Source organism: Acetobacter sp. DsW_063 (genome assembly GCF_002153745.1).
Taxonomy (GTDB): Bacteria; Pseudomonadota; Alphaproteobacteria; order Acetobacterales; family Acetobacteraceae; genus Acetobacter.
This window is the reverse complement of sequence record NZ_JOPL01000040.1, coordinates 15,963-34,856: the sequence shown is the minus strand read 5'-3', so window position 1 is coordinate 34,856 and position 18,894 is coordinate 15,963. Positions and strand designations below refer to the sequence as shown.

Sequence of the window (18,894 nt, the reverse complement as noted above, 5' to 3'; positions counted from 1 at the left end):
GCTGTTAAAATAATTGTCTGGCCCGGAAGGTCAGGAGCTTGCCCGAGGCGGGGGGCGCGGCGGTCGAACCAGCCGCGTCCTTCGCTGAGGCGAACATCTCCGATCCGATACAGCCCAGACCGAACTGAGCCCGCAAGCTTCCGCCGCAACCTTCTGACCCCCAGACCACCAATGAAAGTATCTGCCACAGAGTTCCTTGCCCGACTGTCTGCCTACATCAAGGCGGAGCAGCCGGAAGAACATGCATATTTTAAGGAGATCGTCACCGATCAGGTGAGGGAAGCTCATGCACGTATGGGTGACGCCGATGCGGCCATGGAGATCGTCGCAGACAGCTTTTGCGATTGGGCGAAGGAAACCGGGGTGCCGGGGAGCGTGTGGCGGCCATATCTCCACAAGTCATCCGCCGATATCGAGGCGCTCATTGCATCCGTAATCAAGCCAGCAAGCAATTCCTCGCGCCGGTTGATGACCGATGCAGATGCGGCCGCGATCATCGCCGAGCTTCCCGACATGAGTTCAGACGGAGTGAAGCACGCCGTCGAGGAAGCCGGGGTATGTAATTTCTCACCAATTGAAATTGCGCCAGCCGAGGATGCAAATTCCCCTCACGAAGTGAGCAAGGGTGCAGTTTTTCACCAATTGAAATCGCAGCCGAGACCATCAGCCACCGCAGAAAAACCGCAGTCGGACAAAGTGCCTAGCGAAATGGCCGATTGCGCCGCGAAGGGAGGCTTAAAAGAGTCCTTTAGGAATATAGATACTAAAGACCATAAGGACTCTCACTATCCTAAAGACCATATGAAGAAGGTAGAGACATATGGGGCGACAGAGTCAGAGTTAGAGGCAGAACCCAACTCGCAACCTGCAAGCCACAGACCTAGAAGCTACAAACCACGAGTCCACACACCACGAACATACACACCTGCAACCCAGGTGGAGAGACTTCTTCGTGCGGTCGAAGGCAGCTTGGAATCGGCAGAGCCTGCAAATCAGGTTCTGGCTTACAACCTAACCCGGCTTGATGAGGGCGTCACGGATTCCGTGATACGCAAGACCATTCGTGATGCGATCCGTCATCATACCAGCACATCGACGTTCTCCGTCAGCATGCTTGAAAACGACCATGCCGGAGGAAAGGGGCTGCATTGTCATATGGCCTTGCATTTACCCCCCGGCGACTACTCAACCATCACGGCCACGATACGCAGTCGTCTGGCCAAGCGCTGTTCAGTAAGGCTTAAACAGCTTGCGACAGACAAGGGCATCCCATTCAAGGCGCGGGAAACAGCCGACTCCCTGTATCTGCGCCTGCTTTCCGTATGCCCAAATGACCTCCCTTTCTGGATCGCAGGCGAAGCGCCTATACTCCGTCATGATGTTATTCCCCGCGTTCAACAATACCTGTCCAAAAGCATCGACCCAAGCTTTGTTATGGGCAGGCGCAAGGACGGATCGCCAATCACGTCTCAGGACATGTCGGAACAAGGCCGCCTGAAAACAGACCTTCAAAAGCAGTCCGGCAATAGACCGACGCGCTGCGTATCGTTGTCACGAAAGGCCCACACAGCCGCTAGGTCGGATGCAGGGCGGGCCGATCCCGATATCATCGCAAACACGATAATCGAGACTCGCCGTATCGCAAAGATGGCGGAGCGGACTTCGGCGTTGATATATCCTAGACCCAAACGTTATGCGCCGGATGACGGAACAACACCCGTTGGCAGGACGAAAATGCCTTTAGAAATGGCGGAAATCTGCGAATCGTGATATAATTATCTCTCAACCAGATAGGGGGGTAATCATGATTCAAGACGGTGGAGACTCGCTGCTTCCTAACCCAACTGGTGCGCCGGATGACGCGACGCATTTTATCCCGGCGCACAATATGCCGGAGATGCTGCGTATGGCGCGGGACATAACCACGACCCGTAGCGAAAGCCTCATTTGGGGAATCGTTGACCTCCATCACTGTAATCTCAACGACCAGCCGCATGTGATCGCTGAGATCGCAGAGATTGACGGCATTCCCGATGGGCGAGGCTTCGCGTGGGATGAGTCAACTTTAAGGGCAGAATTGTTTGCTATCGAAGATAAGAGAGAACTGGCGCGGGCCGCCCTGTTTTTTGGCGACCTCGGGGTTTCCCTCATGTATGCCGGGGCAGCCCATTGAGCGCCGTCCCGGCAGTGATTGAGCGCCGAGAAAGCTTTCCCCAGCATGTGATCAGCGATGATAGCCGGTTCAATCTCATGGTTTCTGCGAGGAAGGCCCGTTACTTCTCCCGGTTCGTGGCGGTTGGTGGCCTGTTTTTCATCGTCCACGAATTTGAATTTGGGGATGGCGCAATAGCCATATGGTATTGCGAGACCCTTGATCTCTACCTCGCGGAAGATGCTACGCCGTTAGTTATCTATCGCTAACTACAAAGCAACTTTTTGAAATATCCGATTGACGAATCGAGGCTGATTTACCTACGATTGGCCATCAACCGGAGATAATAGCATGTCACGCCAATCGTGGTTTATTTCTGATTACTCAAAAGTCGCCGACGCCGTAGAGTCTGCAAGAGTGCGGGGGACACTGCGATACCGCAAGATAAACGGGGTGGATGTCACCTCTGGGGTGAATCTGGACGGCGAAGAGCGGTCCTTTTCTTTGGTAGGGGATGGCACGCAGATTATCGTCCTTCCGAACTGAGAGGTCGCACCAATGGAACCGCCACGAACATAACCCGCTCGAAGCGGGCTTTTTCTTACCCGTAGCCATATTGTAGCCCACCTGTAGCCCCAAGATTGGCCGTCAGTGTGGCACAGATAGAAAATGCAAATAACCCAGTTATGTGCTATAATTTCTCTGAAAAGATCACCTATTTTCAGGGAAATCATCATGCAAAATTCACCGACTGGACGGATCGAGTCCAAACACAACGAGCCGCTGCTACTCGCGCCGGAGCAAATGGGGCCTTTCTTGGCTCTGGCCCGCATCAAAAACCGTATCCGCGTGTCTGACGATGCTGAAGTCGTCTTCGCAACATTGCTACGTCGGCCATATGTCGCCCTTGTCACACAGGACGGCGCGCTAGTCTGGCGCAAAGACGACTGGTGGCGCGGCATCTGCGCAAAGGCCGATGCGGGATCGCGTCTGGCCTGCGCCGTTGTTCATGCAGTGGCCAAAGACGCGGCAGAAAAGGCCGTTGGGCTGTTTCGAACCCCTCCGGGTAGGACTTACGTGCAGCGCGCCGGGGATGCCTCAGCGCCACACCTCGGGGCTTTTGGAGGGCGTCCGCAATGACCAGCATCGGCACGCTATCCGTTGACCTTGAGCTTAACGGGGACGGAACCTTCGTCACGAAGATCATAAAGGCCGATGGATCAATCAAGACGCTTTCGGCCAGCGCCAAAGCCGCAGCAGCGTCGGTAAATGATCTTAACGCCGCCATGTCTCGCGCTTCAGGCATGACAAGCATGAGCGCGGCAACACAGAAAAGCACCGATCAACTCGCGGCGCTTCAGAGACAGGCAGACGCCACGGCCCAAGCCGCGCAGAAGGCCGCAGCGGCGATCAACAATGCCGCCTCTGCACAGGCAAGCGCCGCCACAAGGCCCGCCACAGCCACCACAACGGCCCCCAAAGCCTCAACGGCCACATCCGGCGCTTCATCTGGACTAGGTGCGTCACTGGCGAACGTAGCGAGCCTAGCGACAGGCTTCACCGCCGCCACGCTCGCCGCAGATGCGTTCGAAAAGGTTATCGAAGGCGCGAAGGAGCAGGTTGCAGCCCTGATCGAAGCAGGCGACGCCTACACCCAGTCCGTCAGCCGCATTCAAGCAGTTCTCGGCACGTCCAGAAACGTCGCTGCCGAGACCTTTGATGCGTTGGAGAGGGGCGCAGTCCAGACGGGTATCGATACCGGCGAGCTTGTGAAGAGCTTCACGAATTTCCAGATCGCGTTAAGCGGCGTCGGCCAGTCCCGCGAGCAGATTGTCGATTTCACGACGACACTTTCGACTCTCGCGCACGTATCCGGCACGACAAGCGCCGCAGCCAACCGCGCTTTTCGCGAACTGGCGGAGGGGATGGCCACCGGCAACGTCAATATGCGTCAGCTAAAAGTGGTCATGCAGGATATGCCGCCGCTCGGAAAAGCGTTGGCCGATTCACTGCACGTCACAGTCGGCCAGCTCGAAGAAATGGCGCACGCCGGGAAGCTGGATACCGAGACGGTCGCTCAGGCCGTCGAGACGATGGGCGCAAGGGTCCAAAAGCAGTTCAACGACCTACCCGTGTCGCTCCAAGCAGCCCGTCAAAACATGTCCACGGCGCTGGACCAGTTTCGAGCCGAACTGGACCAGAAGCTAGGTTTAAGCCAGCTTCTCGCCTCATTCGATCAGGGTATCGCCAAGCTGGCGCAGCGGGCCGCAGACGACATGACAAGCACCGTCTCAACCCAGCTAGAACGGGCAAAACAACAGCTTGCGGACCTTCAAGCGCAACAGAAGAATCAGCCAGCATTCAATATGTTCGCCAGCGACACGCCAGAGATTGGCAGCACGGGAACAGTTTTGAATGAGCGCATCGCCGCCACGAAGAGCCTGATCACACAGCTTCAAGCCCAAGCAGACGCCGACAAAGCTGCCGATGCGGCGGCGGCAGCAACCGCGAAGCAGCAACACGAGGCGTCGGAAGCAGCCGACGCGCTATCGGCAGCGGTAAAGACGCTTGGTTTCAGTCACGACGACAGCGCCGGACTGATCCAGAAATTAAACCAAGCCATCCAAACCGGCCACGACGTGACTATCCCGTATAACGATGGGGTTTTGCGTGCCTCGCAAGTGCTGGATTTGCTTCGCCAGAGAGCGACACCAGCCGCAGCAGCGATAGCCGACTTGAACCATCAGCTTGTCGAAGCATCGGCCCGCGCTCAGGGTGGTTTTCAGGCTGCAATGGTCGCTGCGAACTTAAAAGCCGATCCTGCCGATCAATCTGGACAGGGCCGCAATCTCACAGACGCCCAGCGCAAGGCCCTGCAAACGTCGCTGGACGGTATCGGCGCGGCCAATGGGCAAGACGCCGTCAGGAACGCGACACGCCGCCTTGCGCTCACTCAGGCCCGCCAGAGACAGGACAATGGGCTAAGCGCCGGTTTGCTACAGGCTCAGTATGACAAGGAAGATTTTACCCGCCAGAACGGCACAGGAGCAGCGGCCAGCGCCGAGGCCGATCAGCTTTTCGATAAAGAGAGTGCCGCAGCACGCATCGACGCTATGAATCGAGGCGCCAAGGCCGCAGGCGCAGCCACGAATGCTGTCACAGAACTGAAAGCACGCCTCGCAGAGCTTAACGCGAGCATGACGGGCGGCGGGACCGAGACCGCGAAATGGGCTGAAAAGCTCAAGACCGCCGGTGCGCCGTTGAAGGCCCAATCGGCGCAGATCATGGACCTTGCCGCCAAATTGGATCAGGCCACCGCTGCACAGAAGCGTTTCGAACAGGCGCAACAGGCGCTTGCCGCACTGCAAGCGAACGTCACGAAGGCGCAGCAGGACGCGGCCAGCGCAGCATTTGAGCTATCAGAGGGTCCACAAGCGTCGTTCCAGAAGCAGCTTGATCGCATGAAGCGCCAGCAGGCGGAACTCGTCGCCGCCGCCCGGCAAGACCCCACATCCACGCAAACGGGAGTCCAGGCGTCACAGGCCGCAGATCAAGCGTATGCCGCCGAGGGGCTGGCGTTGGTTCGTCAGCAGGTGAATGCGAACAGGGAGGCGGCAGCCGACATTCTAAAAAGCTGGGACGACAGCGCCGCAGGACGCAGGAAGGCCGCTCAGGATACAGTCACTTACGAGGCGTCGGCGCTTCAATCCTCTATCGATAAATTCGTGACCGATAACGGGGAGCGGCAGCAGCTTACTGCCGAAACCGCCGATTTCATCCGGGCGAAGATCGCCGAGGTAAATCGGCAGACGGAGGGCGCAACTGCCAAGCTGGGGCGCCAGTGGAGCGACGTAACAGACGAAATGGATCAGGCGACCGCCACTTTCGCCAGCGACTTCGCCGACACGCTTTCAACGCAACTTGCGAGCGGAACGGCCTCGTGGAGAAGCTTCGGCCAGTCCGTCATGAAGGAGATCGACGCAATCGCGATTAAGCTTGCGATGTCGCCGCTCTTAAAAATGCTTGGGGGCGGAAGCACGAGCGGCGATAGCGGGAGCGGCCTGCTAAGTCTGTTCGGGCTTGGAAAAACCGCGACAAGTGCGTTCGGAGCAGCGCAGGCTGGCGACCTGTCAGACTTTAGCGGCGTCGGCTCGCTCGTGTCGGGTTTCCACACCGGCGGCATCGTGGGCATGGGCGAGCAGACCTTCACCCGCGTGGTTCCGTCTGGCCTGTTCGATAAGGCGACGCGCTATCACACCGGCGGCATCGCCGGAAACGAAATCCCGGCGATCCTGCAACGGGGCGAGGGCGTCTTCACCCGTGGCCAGATGGCGGCAATGGGATCGGCGTATCAGTCTCAACAGGATATCGCCGCAGCGTATGCCGGGGCAGCAAATGCGAACGCTCCCGCCATGCAGGCACAGCCCGCAACGTCATCAGCCCCGAAGATCACAATGAACGTCTCCAACACCACTGGACAGGATATGAAGGTTCAGAGCGGCACGCCAAAATTCGACGGCGACGCTTGGGTGATCGATACGGTCATCAAGCACGCCACGAGACCCGGCAATCTTCGCAACGTGCTTAAAAGTGGCTGATTAGTAACCCTGATTGTGGGCTCCGTGGACGATGTCGCGGAGTTCGCCGTTTCTGCCGATGGCCCTCCGAACCTTTGGTTTCACGGCCTGTCAGAGCGTGACCTCTTTGGCGTATACCGCCGATACCTTTTGCGTTTTGAAGCAGGGGCCGTGGCAATTATAATCTCTAGGCCGGGATACCGTATCTTCTGTATTGCTTTGTGCAGATTCTCAATCTCGTATCCGATGCCGTCTTCATCCAGACCGTAATCTTCAGCCACGTCGTCAGTTTCGTGCCCCATGAGGGCGTCGCGAAGTGGCTTTTCAACGCTGGCGTTCCGCAATGTCCGCTTCACCGTATGCCGGAATGAGTGAAACACCTTCCGCTTGTCAGGCACCACCGCGCGCGCGTAACGACCCCACCATTGAGAGAACGCCGTGCTGTCTTTCTTCGAGCTTCCCACGCGCATAAGTGGAAATAGCTTATCAGTTCCCTTCGAAGTGCTCCGCCGTCCGTCGACATAGCGCAAGAATCCTAAGCGCTTTAGTTCGTCGTGAATCGGAACTTTACGATAGGCGTTGTCAGTCTTGCCGTCGTCGATCAGGATCAGATCGATACCGCTTATTTTCGTGACGTGCTCGACCTTCAATGAGCCAATCTCATCCAATCGCGCGCCGGTAAACAGTGCGAGTAACGGCACCCACACGGCTGCTTCGCCCGCTCCGCCGATGGGACGATAACCTTCTGTATAGACCGGAAGGCTAAATATCGTGTTCAGATCCACGATACTGTATGGCAGCCTCTCGTCCTTCTTGGACTTTTTCGGTCCTTTTGCGCGCACCCCGCGCGATACCACAGTGTCGATATAGCCATTCTCCGAGGCCCATTGCAGCGATACCGACACGCCCGAGATATGCTTCGCGTTAATCGTCACGGCAGACAGCCGTTGCGCCTCCGGTCGATCCTTGTAGCGGTCGATCACGCTGCGCGCCGATAAGCCCCGATCGGCAGCCTTCAGCACCTTCGGGAAGCCCAGTAACGCATCTTTAAAGGCCGCTATATCCCGCTTTGTAACATGGGCGACATCCTTGTCGCCGATGATGTCGACGAAACGCTGAACGCTTGTTCGATACCCAGTGATCGTGGCCGGTTTCGGCTTGCGCTCGTTCACATAGCGCTCGAAAGCCTGTGAGATCGTCAGCCCGGCGGCATCGACGCCGTGTTTCGGCACTGAACGCGTCTTGCGCTGCCGACGCGAAGTGTCGGAATCAACCTCTTTCACCAATCGAGGAAACATGGTCTCCGGCAGTTCAGGCCCCCACACCGGCTGATAATCCGTCTCGCCAGTCGCCCAGCGGGCGGTAGCGTTGGCAATCGCCGCATCGCCCGAAAGCATCTGACCGGCGACCACCTCAACCTCGCGACTATCCAGTGGGACCGATCCCGCGTCGGCTAATCGTCGTGCTTCTTTCCGATAGTTCGCCGGACCGATGTCGCCTTCTTCGACTTGCCGCTCAAAGTGATCGGCATAATCAGCCAACATGCGCGCTCTGTCATCCTGCGACAGGGGATGCCATTCGCCAGTCGCAGATGTCCAATCGGCGGGGATTGCGTGGCGTTCGGGATCAAGAAAGTTGTCGTGCCACGCCTTAGCCAAGGCCCTTTTGAACCAGTCCCGGATCAGCGTCTCTACCTGTTTGTAATCCGCCACGCGCTCGACATCCCGCCAGACCTGTCCGAGCCGTAGCCCTACCGCAGCGCAGAGTAGTCGAGCAACGTCCCGATCCCTCGTTCCAAGGGCGAACAAGACCTCCCGTCTAACCCCCTTGGAACGGAGGTTTGCAGGCACCTTACAACGAAACGAATAGGTGTCGCCGCGACGGTAAACGAACGATCCGACAGGCATCTGGTGCTACAGTCCGGTGCTACAATCGGCACAACGCGAACTGAACGCCTAAAACAATGATTTCAATCAGTTAGGTATGTCGTATCTGGCGGAGAGAGTGGGATTCGAACCCACGGTACGCTATTAACGCACACACGCTTTCCAAGCGTGCGCCTTAAGCCGCTCGGCCATCTCTCCGGCGTCGGCAAGGCTAGATAGCAGCATCTCCACGAGACTCAAGAGGGAAAGCGCTTCCGGTCGCATTCTCGTTGCGCGCGGCCGCAATGAAGCGCCGGATCGCATGAGGGTCCTTGACGCCCGGAGAGCGCTCGACGCCGGAGGCGACGTCCACTGCGACCGCGCCGCTTTCAGCGATAGCCTGGGCGACGGTCTCCGGCCGCAGGCCGCCAGCCAGCATCCAGGGCGATGGCGCGGCCCAGTCGGCTGTAATCGCCCACGGGAACGCGACGCCATTGCCGCCGGGGCGCGTCGCGTCTTTCGGAGGGCGGGATTCGACGACAAGTCGCTCGAATCGTCCCTCGGCTGGCAGGTCGGCGGCATCCGACACCGGACAAGACAGCCAGGTCGGCAGGCCAAACCGCTCCCTCAGGACGAGGGCACGCTCGGGCGAGGCGTATAGCTGCAGGGCGGCTAGGGGCGCATGAGCAAGCGCCCGCTCTATTTCCTGCTCGGACGGTTCGACGAACAATCCGACGATGACGGGCTGAAACGCGGAGGCCTTCACGATGGCGGCCAGTTCTCGCGCACGCTCGGGCGTCACGTAACGTGGGGACCGGCTGAAGAAGTTGAAACCGATCCAGTCGGCGCGACAGTCTATGCAGGCGGCGACCCCGACCTCTTCAGTCAACCCGCAAATCTTGACGCCGACTGTGCCGCTCACGACGTCAGTTCTGCCGCTATGGCGGCGGCGGCGGCGGCCGGGTCATCTGCGCCAGTGATGGGGCGGCCGACCACGATCCAGTCGGCGCCGGCCCTGCGGGCCTCTCCCGGCGTCATGACGCGCTTCTGATCGCCCGCCGCAGCGCCTGCGGGGCGGATGCCGGGCGTCACCAATACAGGAGACTCGCCGAGTTCGCGACGCAGGGCTTCCAGCTCGTGAGCTGAACAGACAAGGCCGTCCGCCCCGTTGCGCAGCGCGAGTTCGGCCAACCGCAGCACCTGCGCCCGTGCGCCGCCCGCAACGCCGGTTTCTGCAAGTGCTGCGTCGTCCAGGCTGGTCAGGACCGTGACCGCGAGCAGCAGCGGCCGCGTCCCAGTGTCAAATGCGTCATTTCGCGCCGCGCTGGCGGCGGCGACCATAGCGCTTCCGCCGCTTGCATGAATCGTCAGCATGGCCGGCTTCAGACTCGTCAGACTGCCGACAGCTGCGCCGACTGTATTGGGGATGTCATGCAGCTTGAGGTCGAGGAAGAGCGCCCGCCCAGCGGCAAGTCGCGCGACGGCGTCGAAGCCCGCCGCATAGGCGAATTCGAGTCCAAGTTTTATGACCGAGGCGTGGGGCGTAACCGCTTGCGCCCAGCGCTCCGCCTGCGTCGGGTCACGCGTGTCCAGGGCGACGATCAGCCCGGTCTGTCGATCGGTCATCTGCGTTTCGCTTTCAGAGCGGCTGCGGCGGCAGGCTGGTGTGGGGCGTCTCGGAAATCGGCGGGACCATAACTGCGTCCCGACGAAGCTGCGCAAGTTCGGCGTCGCGCTGCGCCAGCGTGGCGTTCAGCTCACGGATTTGTGCTTCCGCTTTTCGCGCACGCCGCCGCTGGGCCAGTTCCACGACCCATACGGAGAACGCGCCGAGCAAAAACGATATGGCGGCGACGATTAACGCCACGATTCCGACAGACGACGACCACCCGTATGTCAGGAGCCACATCTGGAGGGAGTCCTGATTGCTGGCGGCGAAGAGGATCAGCGCCAGCAGAAATGGTATTATAAGAATAAGGCGGATCATGATCTGTTCCTAACGTCACGCTGCGCCCGGAGCAAGGAAAGCGCTGGTTGATGGCTCGGCCATCGGCCGCGTTCTGTCAATTGGACGGGCAAATCTTGCATCGGGTCGCCGTGCATGGTGTCGTGACGGAACGCCGTCAGAAGGCGTGTCCCCCCGGGTTGGAAAGGATCGCCCCGACCGATGACTACCATTCTGCCATTCGATTTGCCGGGCAGGAAACGGGGTGAAAATACGCGGGATGGAATGTGGGCCGTCGTCGCTCTGATCGGGCGCACGCGAAAAGTGGCGAATATCTATCCGACGCGCGAAGCCGCCCTGACGGACTGCGCCTGGCGGCGTGATCAGGTCCGCGCCTACGCTCATTTTCTCGAGCAATCTCCGGACCCGGCGCCGACCTATCATATCGCGCCGATTCACCGCGCCGAGTTGCCAAAGGGGTGGAAGCCGATGCCAGCTCTTGGCGTGTTGCATGGACGCTTCGCCTGAAAACGGTCTTCGCTGACCGCCGCACTCGCTCATACGCGCGATGTCTGCTACGGAACCCTTTGTAAGGTATACATCGAAACGGAGCGTGTTCTTCAAGATGGTCGATGCTAACACGATGGAGTCAGTCGCGGGCAGCGCCCAGCAGCAGACTGGTCCGTCCATTCTTATGGGTGTGCAGTATGTCCGCTCCGTCACATTCGACGTCCACAACGCGCCACTGATCCACACTCGACCGCCCCAGCGCCCGCACACGACGCTGCAACTGGACGTCGGCGCCAAACAGATCGGTGAGAACTCTCCCGACTTCGAAGTCGAGTTGGTGCTACGCTGCGAAGGGGTGGGCGAGCCACCTGCGGAAGGGCAGCAGCCTGTCGCATTGTTCAATGCCAGGATCGTCTACGCCGGACTGTTTTCTTTGCGAAACTCCACAGCCGAGACTTTTGAGCCGTTGCTGCTGGTGGAGGCGCCGAGAATGTTGTTTCCCGCCGCCCGCAACTACCTTGCCGATCTCACTCGCGAAGCCGGATTCCTGCCCGTCATTTTACAGCAGATCGATTTCGTGGCGCTGTGGCGGACCCGTCGCGCCCAGTCGTAGCGCCTGCTGGTAACGTCAGGCGTGATCGCGTTGACTGCGGCGATGTTCACTCGGGGCGTCTATCTGACCCTGCAAGTCGACGCATCGCCACAGCCTACTTTCAGGCAAGGTGAGGTAAAGTGCCGCCGGAGTCCTTGAAGACGCCAGTCTGGTCCAGCTTTGACGCCGACTGGTACCGCGCCCGTTACGCTTCCGAGCTTGGAGAACTGGCCGCCGCCGACAGCGGCGCGCTGGAGGCGCATTATCGGAATGAAGGCGCCGCGCGCGGACTGTCGCCCAACAAGTATTTCGATGAGCTGTGGTATCGCGGCGCCTATCCTGACATTGAAGAGGCTATTCGCCAGAATGGCTTTGTCTCAGGCTTTGACCATTACTCGCAATACGGTCACGAAGACCGGTCGCCGAACGGGCTGTTTTCGGAGCCCTGGTATCTGTCCCGCTACCCGGATCTGACGCGCGCGACCCTCGATCGTTCGGGGGCGCTCAACGGCTACGATCATTACCTGCGAACGGGCGACCGGGAGTTTCGGTCCGGCAGCCCCTTCTTCGATCCGCAGCTCTTTTACAACGACTCACTTCTCGCGCCGTCGCCGCTGCCCGACAACGAGTTGCATCCGGCGTCCTCCATTCCCGAAACAGGCGCTTTCGCCACATTGCTGGCTGCTCCGCAGGAAGCTGATGTTCGTCGCACGTCGTGGTATTTTGACGCTCCATGGTATCTTGAGACGTATCCCGCAGTCAGAAAGGCCCTGCGGGATGGCCTGTTTCAAAGCGCGTTGCAGCATTTCCTGACCAACCGCACGCCCGGCCAGTTCTCGGCGCTCCCATGGTTTTCCGAAAGTTTCTATCTCGATCTCTACCCGGATATCGGCGAAGCCGTGGCGGCCGGAAATTTTCGATCGGGTTATGAGCATTTCGTTCGTTTCGGCTGTCTTGAGCGGCGGCGTCCGCATCCGGAAATCGATCTTGAGGCGTATTTTCACTCCGGGTCTGTACGCGAAGACATTGAGCGTGGTCTGGTTCGGGACGCGTTCGCCCACTGGATTTCGCGCCGCGAGACCCAGGTTCAGTCACTGCCGTCGCTCGATCAAGGTGAGTATGAGCATCTCGCGGCGTGTCGCGCCGAGGCGCTGATTGCGCTTCTTGCGCGACGTCCGCTGGATTTTTCTTTCAGTGGAACGCCTCAGTTAAGCGTCGTCGTGCACGTGCGCAACAGGTTTCCCCAGACGCTCGCCGCCCTTTCCGCATTACGTTGCACATTTCATAAGCCTACCGAACTGGTGATTGTCGACGCAGGCTCCCGGGACGACACGGCGCGTATAGAGCAATTCATTATCGGCGCTCGGGTCATCAGGCTGGAAAGTGGCGCCACCCACGCCGACGCCATGGCGTCGGCGTTGCCATATCTGACGGCGCAGGTGGCGCTCTGGCTAGGGCAGGGCGTCCAGATGGGGCATGGGGCCGTTCAGGCGGCGCTGAGCCATTTCGATGCGGTCGGAGGATCTGGACGAAAACGGGTTGGTCTTGTCACCGGGCGCGCCGTTCGGCCGGATGGCCGGTTGCTGGAGGCCGGGGCCATCCTTTGGCGTGACGCCTCGCTTGAGCGTTATCTTGAAGGCGCTCCGCCCGAAACGCCGGAGGCGTGTTTCTCGCGGGAAGTTTCCTGCGGTTCGACGCCCTGCCTGATGGTCGACCGGGCGTTGCTTGGCGCGCTGAATGGTTTCGACAGGGCGTATGGCTCTCCGGCTGCAGCGATCGTCGATCTTGGGTTGCGGGCGGCAGCGCTTGACGCCATCACTCTTTACGAACCTGAGATGTTCGCCTCGGTGGACATCGTCGCGTCGGAAGACGTCACGTTGGAAGCGTCGGATCGCGCCACCCTGCGCAGCCGTCATGCTGAGCGTTTTCTGACTTTACCGCCGCCCGCGCCGTCTCTTCGCACCAGGGCGCGTTTGGGGGCGTTGTCGCGCAAACGTATTCTATTTGTCGAAGACAAAGTGCCATGTCGCGGGCTTGGCTCTGGGTTCGTGCGTTCGAACGATATCGTGCGCGCGATGAGCCGTCTCGGTCATCAAGTGACTGTGGCGCCGATTTACTCAGCCACCGAACCGCTTTCCAAGATTCTCGCTGAATTTCCATCCGATGTTGAGGTTCTTAACGGCCTGGAGTTGAAAGATTTCGACAGACTCCTGACCGAGCGGAGCGGCGTTTTCGATTGTGTTTGGGTCGGCCGCACCCACAATCTCGAACGTCTGGCGCCAATTCTGCTGGCGCATGCGGCTGGCTTGCCTATGAATGGAATTGTGCTTGATACGGAGGCGCTGGACGCGCCGAGAACCGCTCTTCGTGCGCAGTTGGCAGGCGAACCCCAATCATCGTCGGTGGCGGACGCTGTGTCGGCTGAACTGACGCACGCATGGTTGTGTCAGGCTGTCGTCGCCACCAGCGCGCTGGACGCCAGCGCGATCAGACAAGCGGGATACGCCAATGTCATGGAGCTGGGGCACATGCAGCCAGTCCGCCCTACTCCCGCGAATTGGACGGAACGGCGCGATTTATTGTTTGTCGGGGCGATGCATGAAACTGGATCGCCGAATCACGATAGTCTCGTCTGGTTTATCCAGCATGTACTGCCGCTGGTGCGTGAAGCGTCAGGGGCTGACATACGCCTCACTGTTGCGGGATACCGGGGGGCAGGCGTCGATCTGAGCTCGCTCGGCGCGTTCCCCGGCGTCGAATTGTTGGGCGCGGTCGATGATGTCGCGCCGCTTTACGCTTCTCACAAGATCTTCGTGGCGCCTACACGCTTTGCGGGAGGCGTGCCCTATAAGGTGCATGAGGCGGCTTCCTACGGCCTTCCTGTTGTCGCGTCCGATCTTCTCTGCCGTCAACTCGGCTGGCGCGACGGTCTGGAAATCGTTTCTGGTCCGGTCGATGACCCGTCCCGGTTCGCCTCGCGCGTTGCGTCCTTGTATGCCGACGAAGAGTTCTGGAGCGCGGTGCGCACGGGCGCCTTGCGTGCGCTTGAAGACGAGAACAGCGAAAAATCATACACGGTGCGCCTTAATGCAATTCTGCAACGTGTTTTTGCAGCCAGCACGCCGCAGGCATAGCTGAGGGACGCATTGGTGCTATCGATAAACTTGTTGGTATAATATTCAGGGATCGAATTTTTCCTTTGAAATCCCGCGTTGAAATTTTGATTGCTTGGCTTGGGTGTTTTGTGAGCGTTTATCAGAGCGCCAGCTGTTCCGGCGGCCAGCACTGATTGCCAGCGGCTGAAAGAAACTGGATCGGAATAATTTTACGGCCGTGGCCATTCTCGAGATATAGATGAATTTCGGGTGTTCTCGTGGATCTGGACGATAAGTCCGCTCGTGTGATTCGTGGCGCAGGACGGTTGGCAGAATCGGACAACCGCTTGCGCCTTCTTCTTCCGGTGGATCCAGTCGCTCACACAGGAGGTGGAACCTGTGTCAGTTCGAGGCTTTATCCGCGTGCGAAAGCATGGGTCAAAATGGAACGCGAAACACGTTACGTTCTGGATACTATCTTCCAAGACGCAGTGGGTTTAGGGGCCAGTTTAGGTTGTCTGATATGGAATGTGCGGATAATCCAAATGCTCCGCAGCTTTGCGCGAATCGTATCGGCGTCGTTCATGTGATGGATATAAATATGTCTCCTCTTGAAGTATGTGGGCGCCCGTCGCCCCATGTGGCGTCGCTGTGGCGCCAGAATTGTTGACGGCATCTGGAAAAGATATGTTCTTGATAAAAGAATCTCCTTTCGCTCTACGAACTGACGAGTCGGTCCGGCTGATTTCTGAGGTTGACCGGGCGGTGAGAAGCTCGTTCTCGACAGCGAGAGTAAGCGTCGATTGGAGACAAAGTTGTTGCGGGAAGGGGGCTGATCATGCGGACAATTAAAGGTCCTGCCATTTTTCTTGCCCAGTTCATCGGGGAATCTACACCGTTCAATAGCCTCGAAGGCCTGGCTGAATGGGCGGCGAAGCAGGGATACAAAGGTATTCAGATTCCGACGAATACGCCGTCGATTTTCGATTTGCAGGCGGCGGCGGATAGCGACGAATATTGCAATCAGGTTCGCGGCGTTCTGGATGCAGTCGGGGTCGAGATTACGGAGCTTTCCACGCATATCCAGGGACAGTTGCTTGCAGTTCATCCCGCTTATGACGAGCTGTTTGCGCCGTTCGCCCCTGAGGCGGTGCGGGGGGATCGGGTCGCGACGCAACAATGGGCGGCAGGCCAGTTGAAACTCGCCGCTCAGGCGTCCCGTCGTCTGGGGCTCACGGCGCACGCAACGTTTTCCGGCGCATTGGCATGGCCGTATCTGTATCCTTGGCCGCAACGCCCGGCCGGTCTGATCGAGACGGCGTTCAGTGAGCTTGGTAAGCGGTGGAGGCCTGTTCTGGACCAGTTTGACGAGGCAGGTGTCGATCTGTGCTTCGAATTGCATCCCGGAGAGGATCTGCATGATGGCGCATCTTTCGAAAGGTTCCTGAAAGAAGTGAATGGCCATCGTCGCTGTAACATCCTGTTCGACCCAAGCCATTTTGTCCTTCAACAGCTCGACTATCTGGCGTTTATCGATAAGTGGCGCGACAGAATAAAGATGTTCCACGTGAAAGACGCAGAATTTCGCCCAACTGCCGATCAGGGCGTCTATGGCGGTTACGAAGGATGGGTCAATCGTGCAGGGCGCTTCCGGTCGATCGGTGATGGACAAGTGGATTTCAAAGCGATCTTTTCGAAACTGACGCAGTATGGTTTCGATGGATGGGCTGTGCTGGAGTGGGAATGCTGTATCAAAAGCCCTGAGGCAGGAGCGCGAGAAGGAGCAGGGTTAATAGCCGGTCATATTATCGACGCGACGCAGAAATCGTTTGACGATTTCGCAGGCGTTCAGTTGTCGGCGCAGGATACGGCACGAATTCTCGGCGTGGGGTGACAGGTCATGGAATTACAGGGTTATCAGCGACCATTACGTCTGGGCATGGTTGGTGGCGGTCAGGGAGCCTTTATTGGCGCGGTGCATCGTGCCGCCGCCCGCCTTTCCGGAGATTTCGACCTCGTTGCCGGGTGTTTTTCATCCAATCCAGAACGAGCACGGCAAAGCGCTGCGTCGATAGGGATTGCTCCTGAATGGTGTTACGTCGACTACAGGGATATGGCGCGGGACGTGGCGAAGATCGGGCTCGACGCCGTATCAGTTGTTACGCCGAATTTTCTGCACGTTCCTGTTGCGCAGGCGTTCGCTGAACAGGGTGTCCACGTCATTTGTGACAAGCCGCTGGCGGCCACGTGGGACGGGATCGATGCACTGCAAGCGACGCTTGAGCGGCGGAACGTGATTTTTGTTCTGACCCATACCTATTCAGCGTATCCGATGATCCGTAAGGCGCGACGAATGATCGCCGAGGGAGTGCTGGGACGCATACGTTCGGTTACCGTCGAATATTTGCAAGATTGGCTGGCGACGTCGATCGAGGACGCAGGTAACAAGCAGGCGGAATGGCGGACTGACCCGTCCAAAGGCGGCCGTGGCGGCGCCGTCGGCGATATTGGCACCCACGCGTTTCACCTGGCGGAATATGTGTCGGGTCAACACTGTGAATCTCTGTTGGCCATGACGGCGCCGCCGGTGGGAAATCGCGTAGTCAATGATGATGCGCGTATGTTGCTGAAGTTTGCCAATGGGGCCACCGGTTCTTTGTGGTGCAGTCAGGTCACGTTGGGGGCCCGTAATGCATTGACCCTGCGTGTTTGCGGCGAGAAGGGGGCGTTGTCCTGGGCGCAGGAAACACCGAACCAGTTCTTGTTGGCCGACGCCGGTGGGTGTGAGCGGTTGATGAGAAGGGGCGAGCAGCCCGGAGAGGGCAGTTTGCCGACTGGGCATCCTGAGGGATTCTACGAGGCGTTCGCACAATTATATCGCGACGCCGCCAGTTTGATACGTTCAGAGGGTTTGCCAGCGTCTTCGGAAACGGAAGTCGGAGAGATTTCGGGGATTGATGCGGGCGTCAGGGGCATGCGGTTCATCGATGCGAGTTTGACGTCGGCTGAAAAGGGTAATATCTGGGTCGAGATGTAACCCGACGAACGGGTGCGAGATGACGCTCGGACGGAGACGTTTTTCTCAGGCGTCGGAGGAAGGTGTGTCGGATTGTGTTCTCGGCCAGACGTGGCTCTGAAGCACGTCGAATGCGTTCAGAGCGATAGAACCGTTTGTGCCCTCTCGTCCTATTGCTCTCTGGATCGTTGCAGTTTTCATTTGGATGGCCTGCAGGGTGGCGATGCGGTGGGGCGCGGTCTCCGGTAAGCGATGCTTACCGGAGAAGTGTCCTTACATGGTGTCGGGGGTAGCTGATTACTAAGCTGCCAAAACGCGAAAAGTAAATGTGCTTTGGTACCGACTGGCGTATGAGGTCGGGTCTAAATCTTGCGTCGCGGGCAAGGCTTGCAGCGTTGACCTGATCTCATACGGACAGATTTCTGCCGGTCTTTTTTTAGTAGCAATAGAAAATTTATCTATAGTAATGTTGTAAAATTAAAATTTTCGTCCCTATAAAAATAATCAATAATGCATATTGATTACGTCTTATGTATTCAGTGAATTTTATCGCATAGTTATTGAATAACGTAGAGTCGGGCTGGTTTTTTCGTAATATTCTCGTGGCAGACGTCTTGCTTAGGTTGCGAATTTTAACTCGAGAGTGGACGATCGCCGAAATCATGCGCCGGATAGCCCCGTGCCGTCCACTGTGCGGCACGACGTAATGGCTATTTGCAGCCGTGCCCAACACCAGAGATAGACTCCCCGTGTAATGACATCGTGAAGTAGTCAAAATGACGCTTGCCGTCCACGTTGGTCTCTCTTTATATACTCCTACCCAGTACCGGAAGGCGCTCTATGCCACACAGCCCCGCGGAGAAAAAACGCGCTCTTGCAAGAGTAAGGCGAATCCGAGGCCAGCTTGACGCTCTGGAGAGCGCGTTGGAGCAGGGAAGGGAATGCGGACCAGTTCTGCAGCAGTTGGCGGCCGTCAGAGGGGCGGTCAATGGTCTGATGTCCAGTGTTTTGGAAAGTCATCTGCGTGAAGAGTTTTCTCGTACGGACGCAAGTCATGGTGTGGCCGAGCGATCAATTGATGACGTGATTGCGCTGGTCAGATCGTATTTACGATAAGCGTTGGAAACGCTTCTGTCTGGATG

At 58.4% G+C, this 18,894-nt stretch carries 15 protein-coding genes, 1 tRNA gene and 1 pseudogene; 11 read left to right on the top strand and 6 right to left on the bottom strand.

Annotated features, from left to right (window positions below; translation table 11 throughout):
• Positions 1-171: 171 nt before the first annotated feature.
• From HK28_RS07385 to HK28_RS07360, 5 genes are all read left to right on the top strand, one after another.
• Positions 172-1,770 carry a hypothetical protein gene (locus HK28_RS07385; RefSeq protein WP_086643962.1) on the top strand — a complete coding sequence of 533 codons (1,599 nt, stop codon included), beginning with the start codon at positions 172-174 and terminating at the stop codon, positions 1,768-1,770.
• A 34-nt stretch (positions 1,771-1,804) separates the two neighbouring features.
• Positions 1,805-2,173 carry a hypothetical protein gene (locus HK28_RS07380; protein WP_143217355.1) on the top strand — a complete coding sequence of 123 codons (369 nt, stop codon included), beginning with the start codon at positions 1,805-1,807 and terminating at the stop codon, positions 2,171-2,173.
• A complete protein-coding gene (locus HK28_RS07375) occupies positions 2,170-2,421 on the top strand; it encodes a hypothetical protein (protein WP_086643960.1) in 252 nt (83 codons plus the stop codon). Before HK28_RS07380 ends, HK28_RS07375 begins: the two co-directional genes overlap by 4 nt.
• A 466-nt stretch (positions 2,422-2,887) precedes the next feature.
• Entirely contained in the window at positions 2,888-3,292 is a 405-nt protein-coding gene (locus HK28_RS07365; RefSeq protein ID WP_086643958.1) for a hypothetical protein, read from the top strand.
• Positions 3,289-6,750 (top strand): tape measure protein, encoded by a 3,462-nt coding sequence (locus HK28_RS07360; RefSeq protein WP_086643957.1) that lies wholly within the window; start codon positions 3,289-3,291, stop codon positions 6,748-6,750. Before HK28_RS07365 ends, HK28_RS07360 begins: the two co-directional genes overlap by 4 nt.
• A gap of 80 nt (positions 6,751-6,830) precedes the next feature.
• Here the strand turns inward: HK28_RS07360 and HK28_RS07355 are convergent, their stop codons facing one another.
• The 6 genes and pseudogenes from HK28_RS07355 to HK28_RS07335 all read right to left on the bottom strand — a co-directional run bounded on the left by HK28_RS07355 (position 6,831) and on the right by HK28_RS07335 (position 10,581).
• Positions 6,831-8,441: a tyrosine-type recombinase/integrase gene (locus tag HK28_RS07355; RefSeq protein WP_158093415.1), complete on the bottom strand. Its 1,611-nt coding sequence runs from the start codon at positions 8,439-8,441 to the stop codon at positions 6,831-6,833.
• A gap of 15 nt (positions 8,442-8,456) precedes the next feature.
• Positions 8,457-8,636 (bottom strand): annotated as a pseudogene (locus HK28_RS14490) (DUF6538 domain-containing protein); the annotation flags it as partial.
• An 86-nt stretch (positions 8,637-8,722) separates the two neighbouring features.
• Positions 8,723-8,813 (bottom strand) — tRNA-Ser (locus tag HK28_RS07350).
• A 13-nt stretch (positions 8,814-8,826) separates the two neighbouring features.
• The gene (locus HK28_RS07345; protein WP_086643955.1) at positions 8,827-9,516 is read right to left on the bottom strand and encodes a phosphoribosylanthranilate isomerase; all 690 of its coding nucleotides are present in this window, start codon (positions 9,514-9,516) and stop codon (positions 8,827-8,829) included.
• The gene (gene pyrF, locus HK28_RS07340; protein ID WP_086643954.1) at positions 9,513-10,220 is read right to left on the bottom strand and encodes an orotidine-5'-phosphate decarboxylase; all 708 of its coding nucleotides are present in this window, start codon (positions 10,218-10,220) and stop codon (positions 9,513-9,515) included. The genes HK28_RS07345 and pyrF overlap by 4 nt, the downstream gene beginning before the upstream one ends.
• A gap of 13 nt (positions 10,221-10,233) precedes the next feature.
• Positions 10,234-10,581, bottom strand: a complete 348-nt coding sequence (locus tag HK28_RS07335) for a lipopolysaccharide assembly protein LapA domain-containing protein (protein WP_086643953.1) — start codon at positions 10,579-10,581, stop codon at positions 10,234-10,236.
• 180 nt (positions 10,582-10,761) lie between these two features.
• Between HK28_RS07335 and HK28_RS07330 the strand changes: the two genes are divergently transcribed.
• The 6 genes from HK28_RS07330 (at position 10,762) to frmR (ending at position 18,868) form a co-directional block, all read left to right on the top strand.
• Positions 10,762-11,067 carry a hypothetical protein gene (locus HK28_RS07330; RefSeq protein ID WP_086643952.1) on the top strand — a complete coding sequence of 102 codons (306 nt, stop codon included), beginning with the start codon at positions 10,762-10,764 and terminating at the stop codon, positions 11,065-11,067.
• 97 nt (positions 11,068-11,164) lie between these two features.
• A complete protein-coding gene (locus HK28_RS07325) occupies positions 11,165-11,662 on the top strand; it encodes a protein-export chaperone SecB (protein ID WP_086643951.1) in 498 nt (165 codons plus the stop codon).
• Between the two features lie 134 nt (positions 11,663-11,796).
• Complete coding sequence (locus tag HK28_RS07320) at positions 11,797-14,775, top strand: glycosyltransferase (protein ID WP_233140413.1); 2,979 nt, start codon at positions 11,797-11,799, stop codon at positions 14,773-14,775.
• A 799-nt stretch (positions 14,776-15,574) separates the two neighbouring features.
• A complete protein-coding gene (locus HK28_RS07315) occupies positions 15,575-16,630 on the top strand; it encodes a sugar phosphate isomerase/epimerase (RefSeq protein WP_086643949.1) in 1,056 nt (351 codons plus the stop codon).
• A gap of 6 nt (positions 16,631-16,636) precedes the next feature.
• On the top strand, positions 16,637-17,773 hold the full coding sequence (locus tag HK28_RS07310; protein ID WP_086643948.1) for a Gfo/Idh/MocA family protein: 1,137 nt from the start codon (positions 16,637-16,639) through the stop codon (positions 17,771-17,773).
• Positions 17,774-18,592: 819 nt separating this feature from the next.
• Entirely contained in the window at positions 18,593-18,868 is a 276-nt protein-coding gene (frmR, locus tag HK28_RS07305; RefSeq protein ID WP_086643947.1) for a formaldehyde-responsive transcriptional repressor FrmR, read from the top strand.
• Positions 18,869-18,894: the final 26 nt, after the last annotated feature.

Coding starts and splice junctions, on each gene's coding strand:
- HK28_RS07385 (WP_086643962.1), top strand. CDS start 172: ATGAAAGTATCTGCCACAGAGTTCCTTGCCCGACTGTCTGCCTACATC.
- HK28_RS07380 (WP_143217355.1), top strand. CDS start 1,805: ATGATTCAAGACGGTGGAGACTCGCTGCTTCCTAACCCAACTGGTGCG.
- HK28_RS07365 (WP_086643958.1), top strand. CDS start 2,888: ATGCAAAATTCACCGACTGGACGGATCGAGTCCAAACACAACGAGCCG.
- HK28_RS07360 (WP_086643957.1), top strand. CDS start 3,289: ATGACCAGCATCGGCACGCTATCCGTTGACCTTGAGCTTAACGGGGAC.
- pyrF (WP_086643954.1), bottom strand. CDS start 10,220: ATGACCGATCGACAGACCGGGCTGATCGTCGCCCTGGACACGCGTGAC.
- HK28_RS07335 (WP_086643953.1), bottom strand. CDS start 10,581: ATGATCCGCCTTATTCTTATAATACCATTTCTGCTGGCGCTGATCCTC.
- HK28_RS07330 (WP_086643952.1), top strand. CDS start 10,762: ATGACTACCATTCTGCCATTCGATTTGCCGGGCAGGAAACGGGGTGAA.
- HK28_RS07325 (WP_086643951.1), top strand. CDS start 11,165: ATGGTCGATGCTAACACGATGGAGTCAGTCGCGGGCAGCGCCCAGCAG.
- HK28_RS07315 (WP_086643949.1), top strand. CDS start 15,575: ATGCGGACAATTAAAGGTCCTGCCATTTTTCTTGCCCAGTTCATCGGG.
- HK28_RS07310 (WP_086643948.1), top strand. CDS start 16,637: ATGGAATTACAGGGTTATCAGCGACCATTACGTCTGGGCATGGTTGGT.
- frmR (WP_086643947.1), top strand. CDS start 18,593: ATGCCACACAGCCCCGCGGAGAAAAAACGCGCTCTTGCAAGAGTAAGG.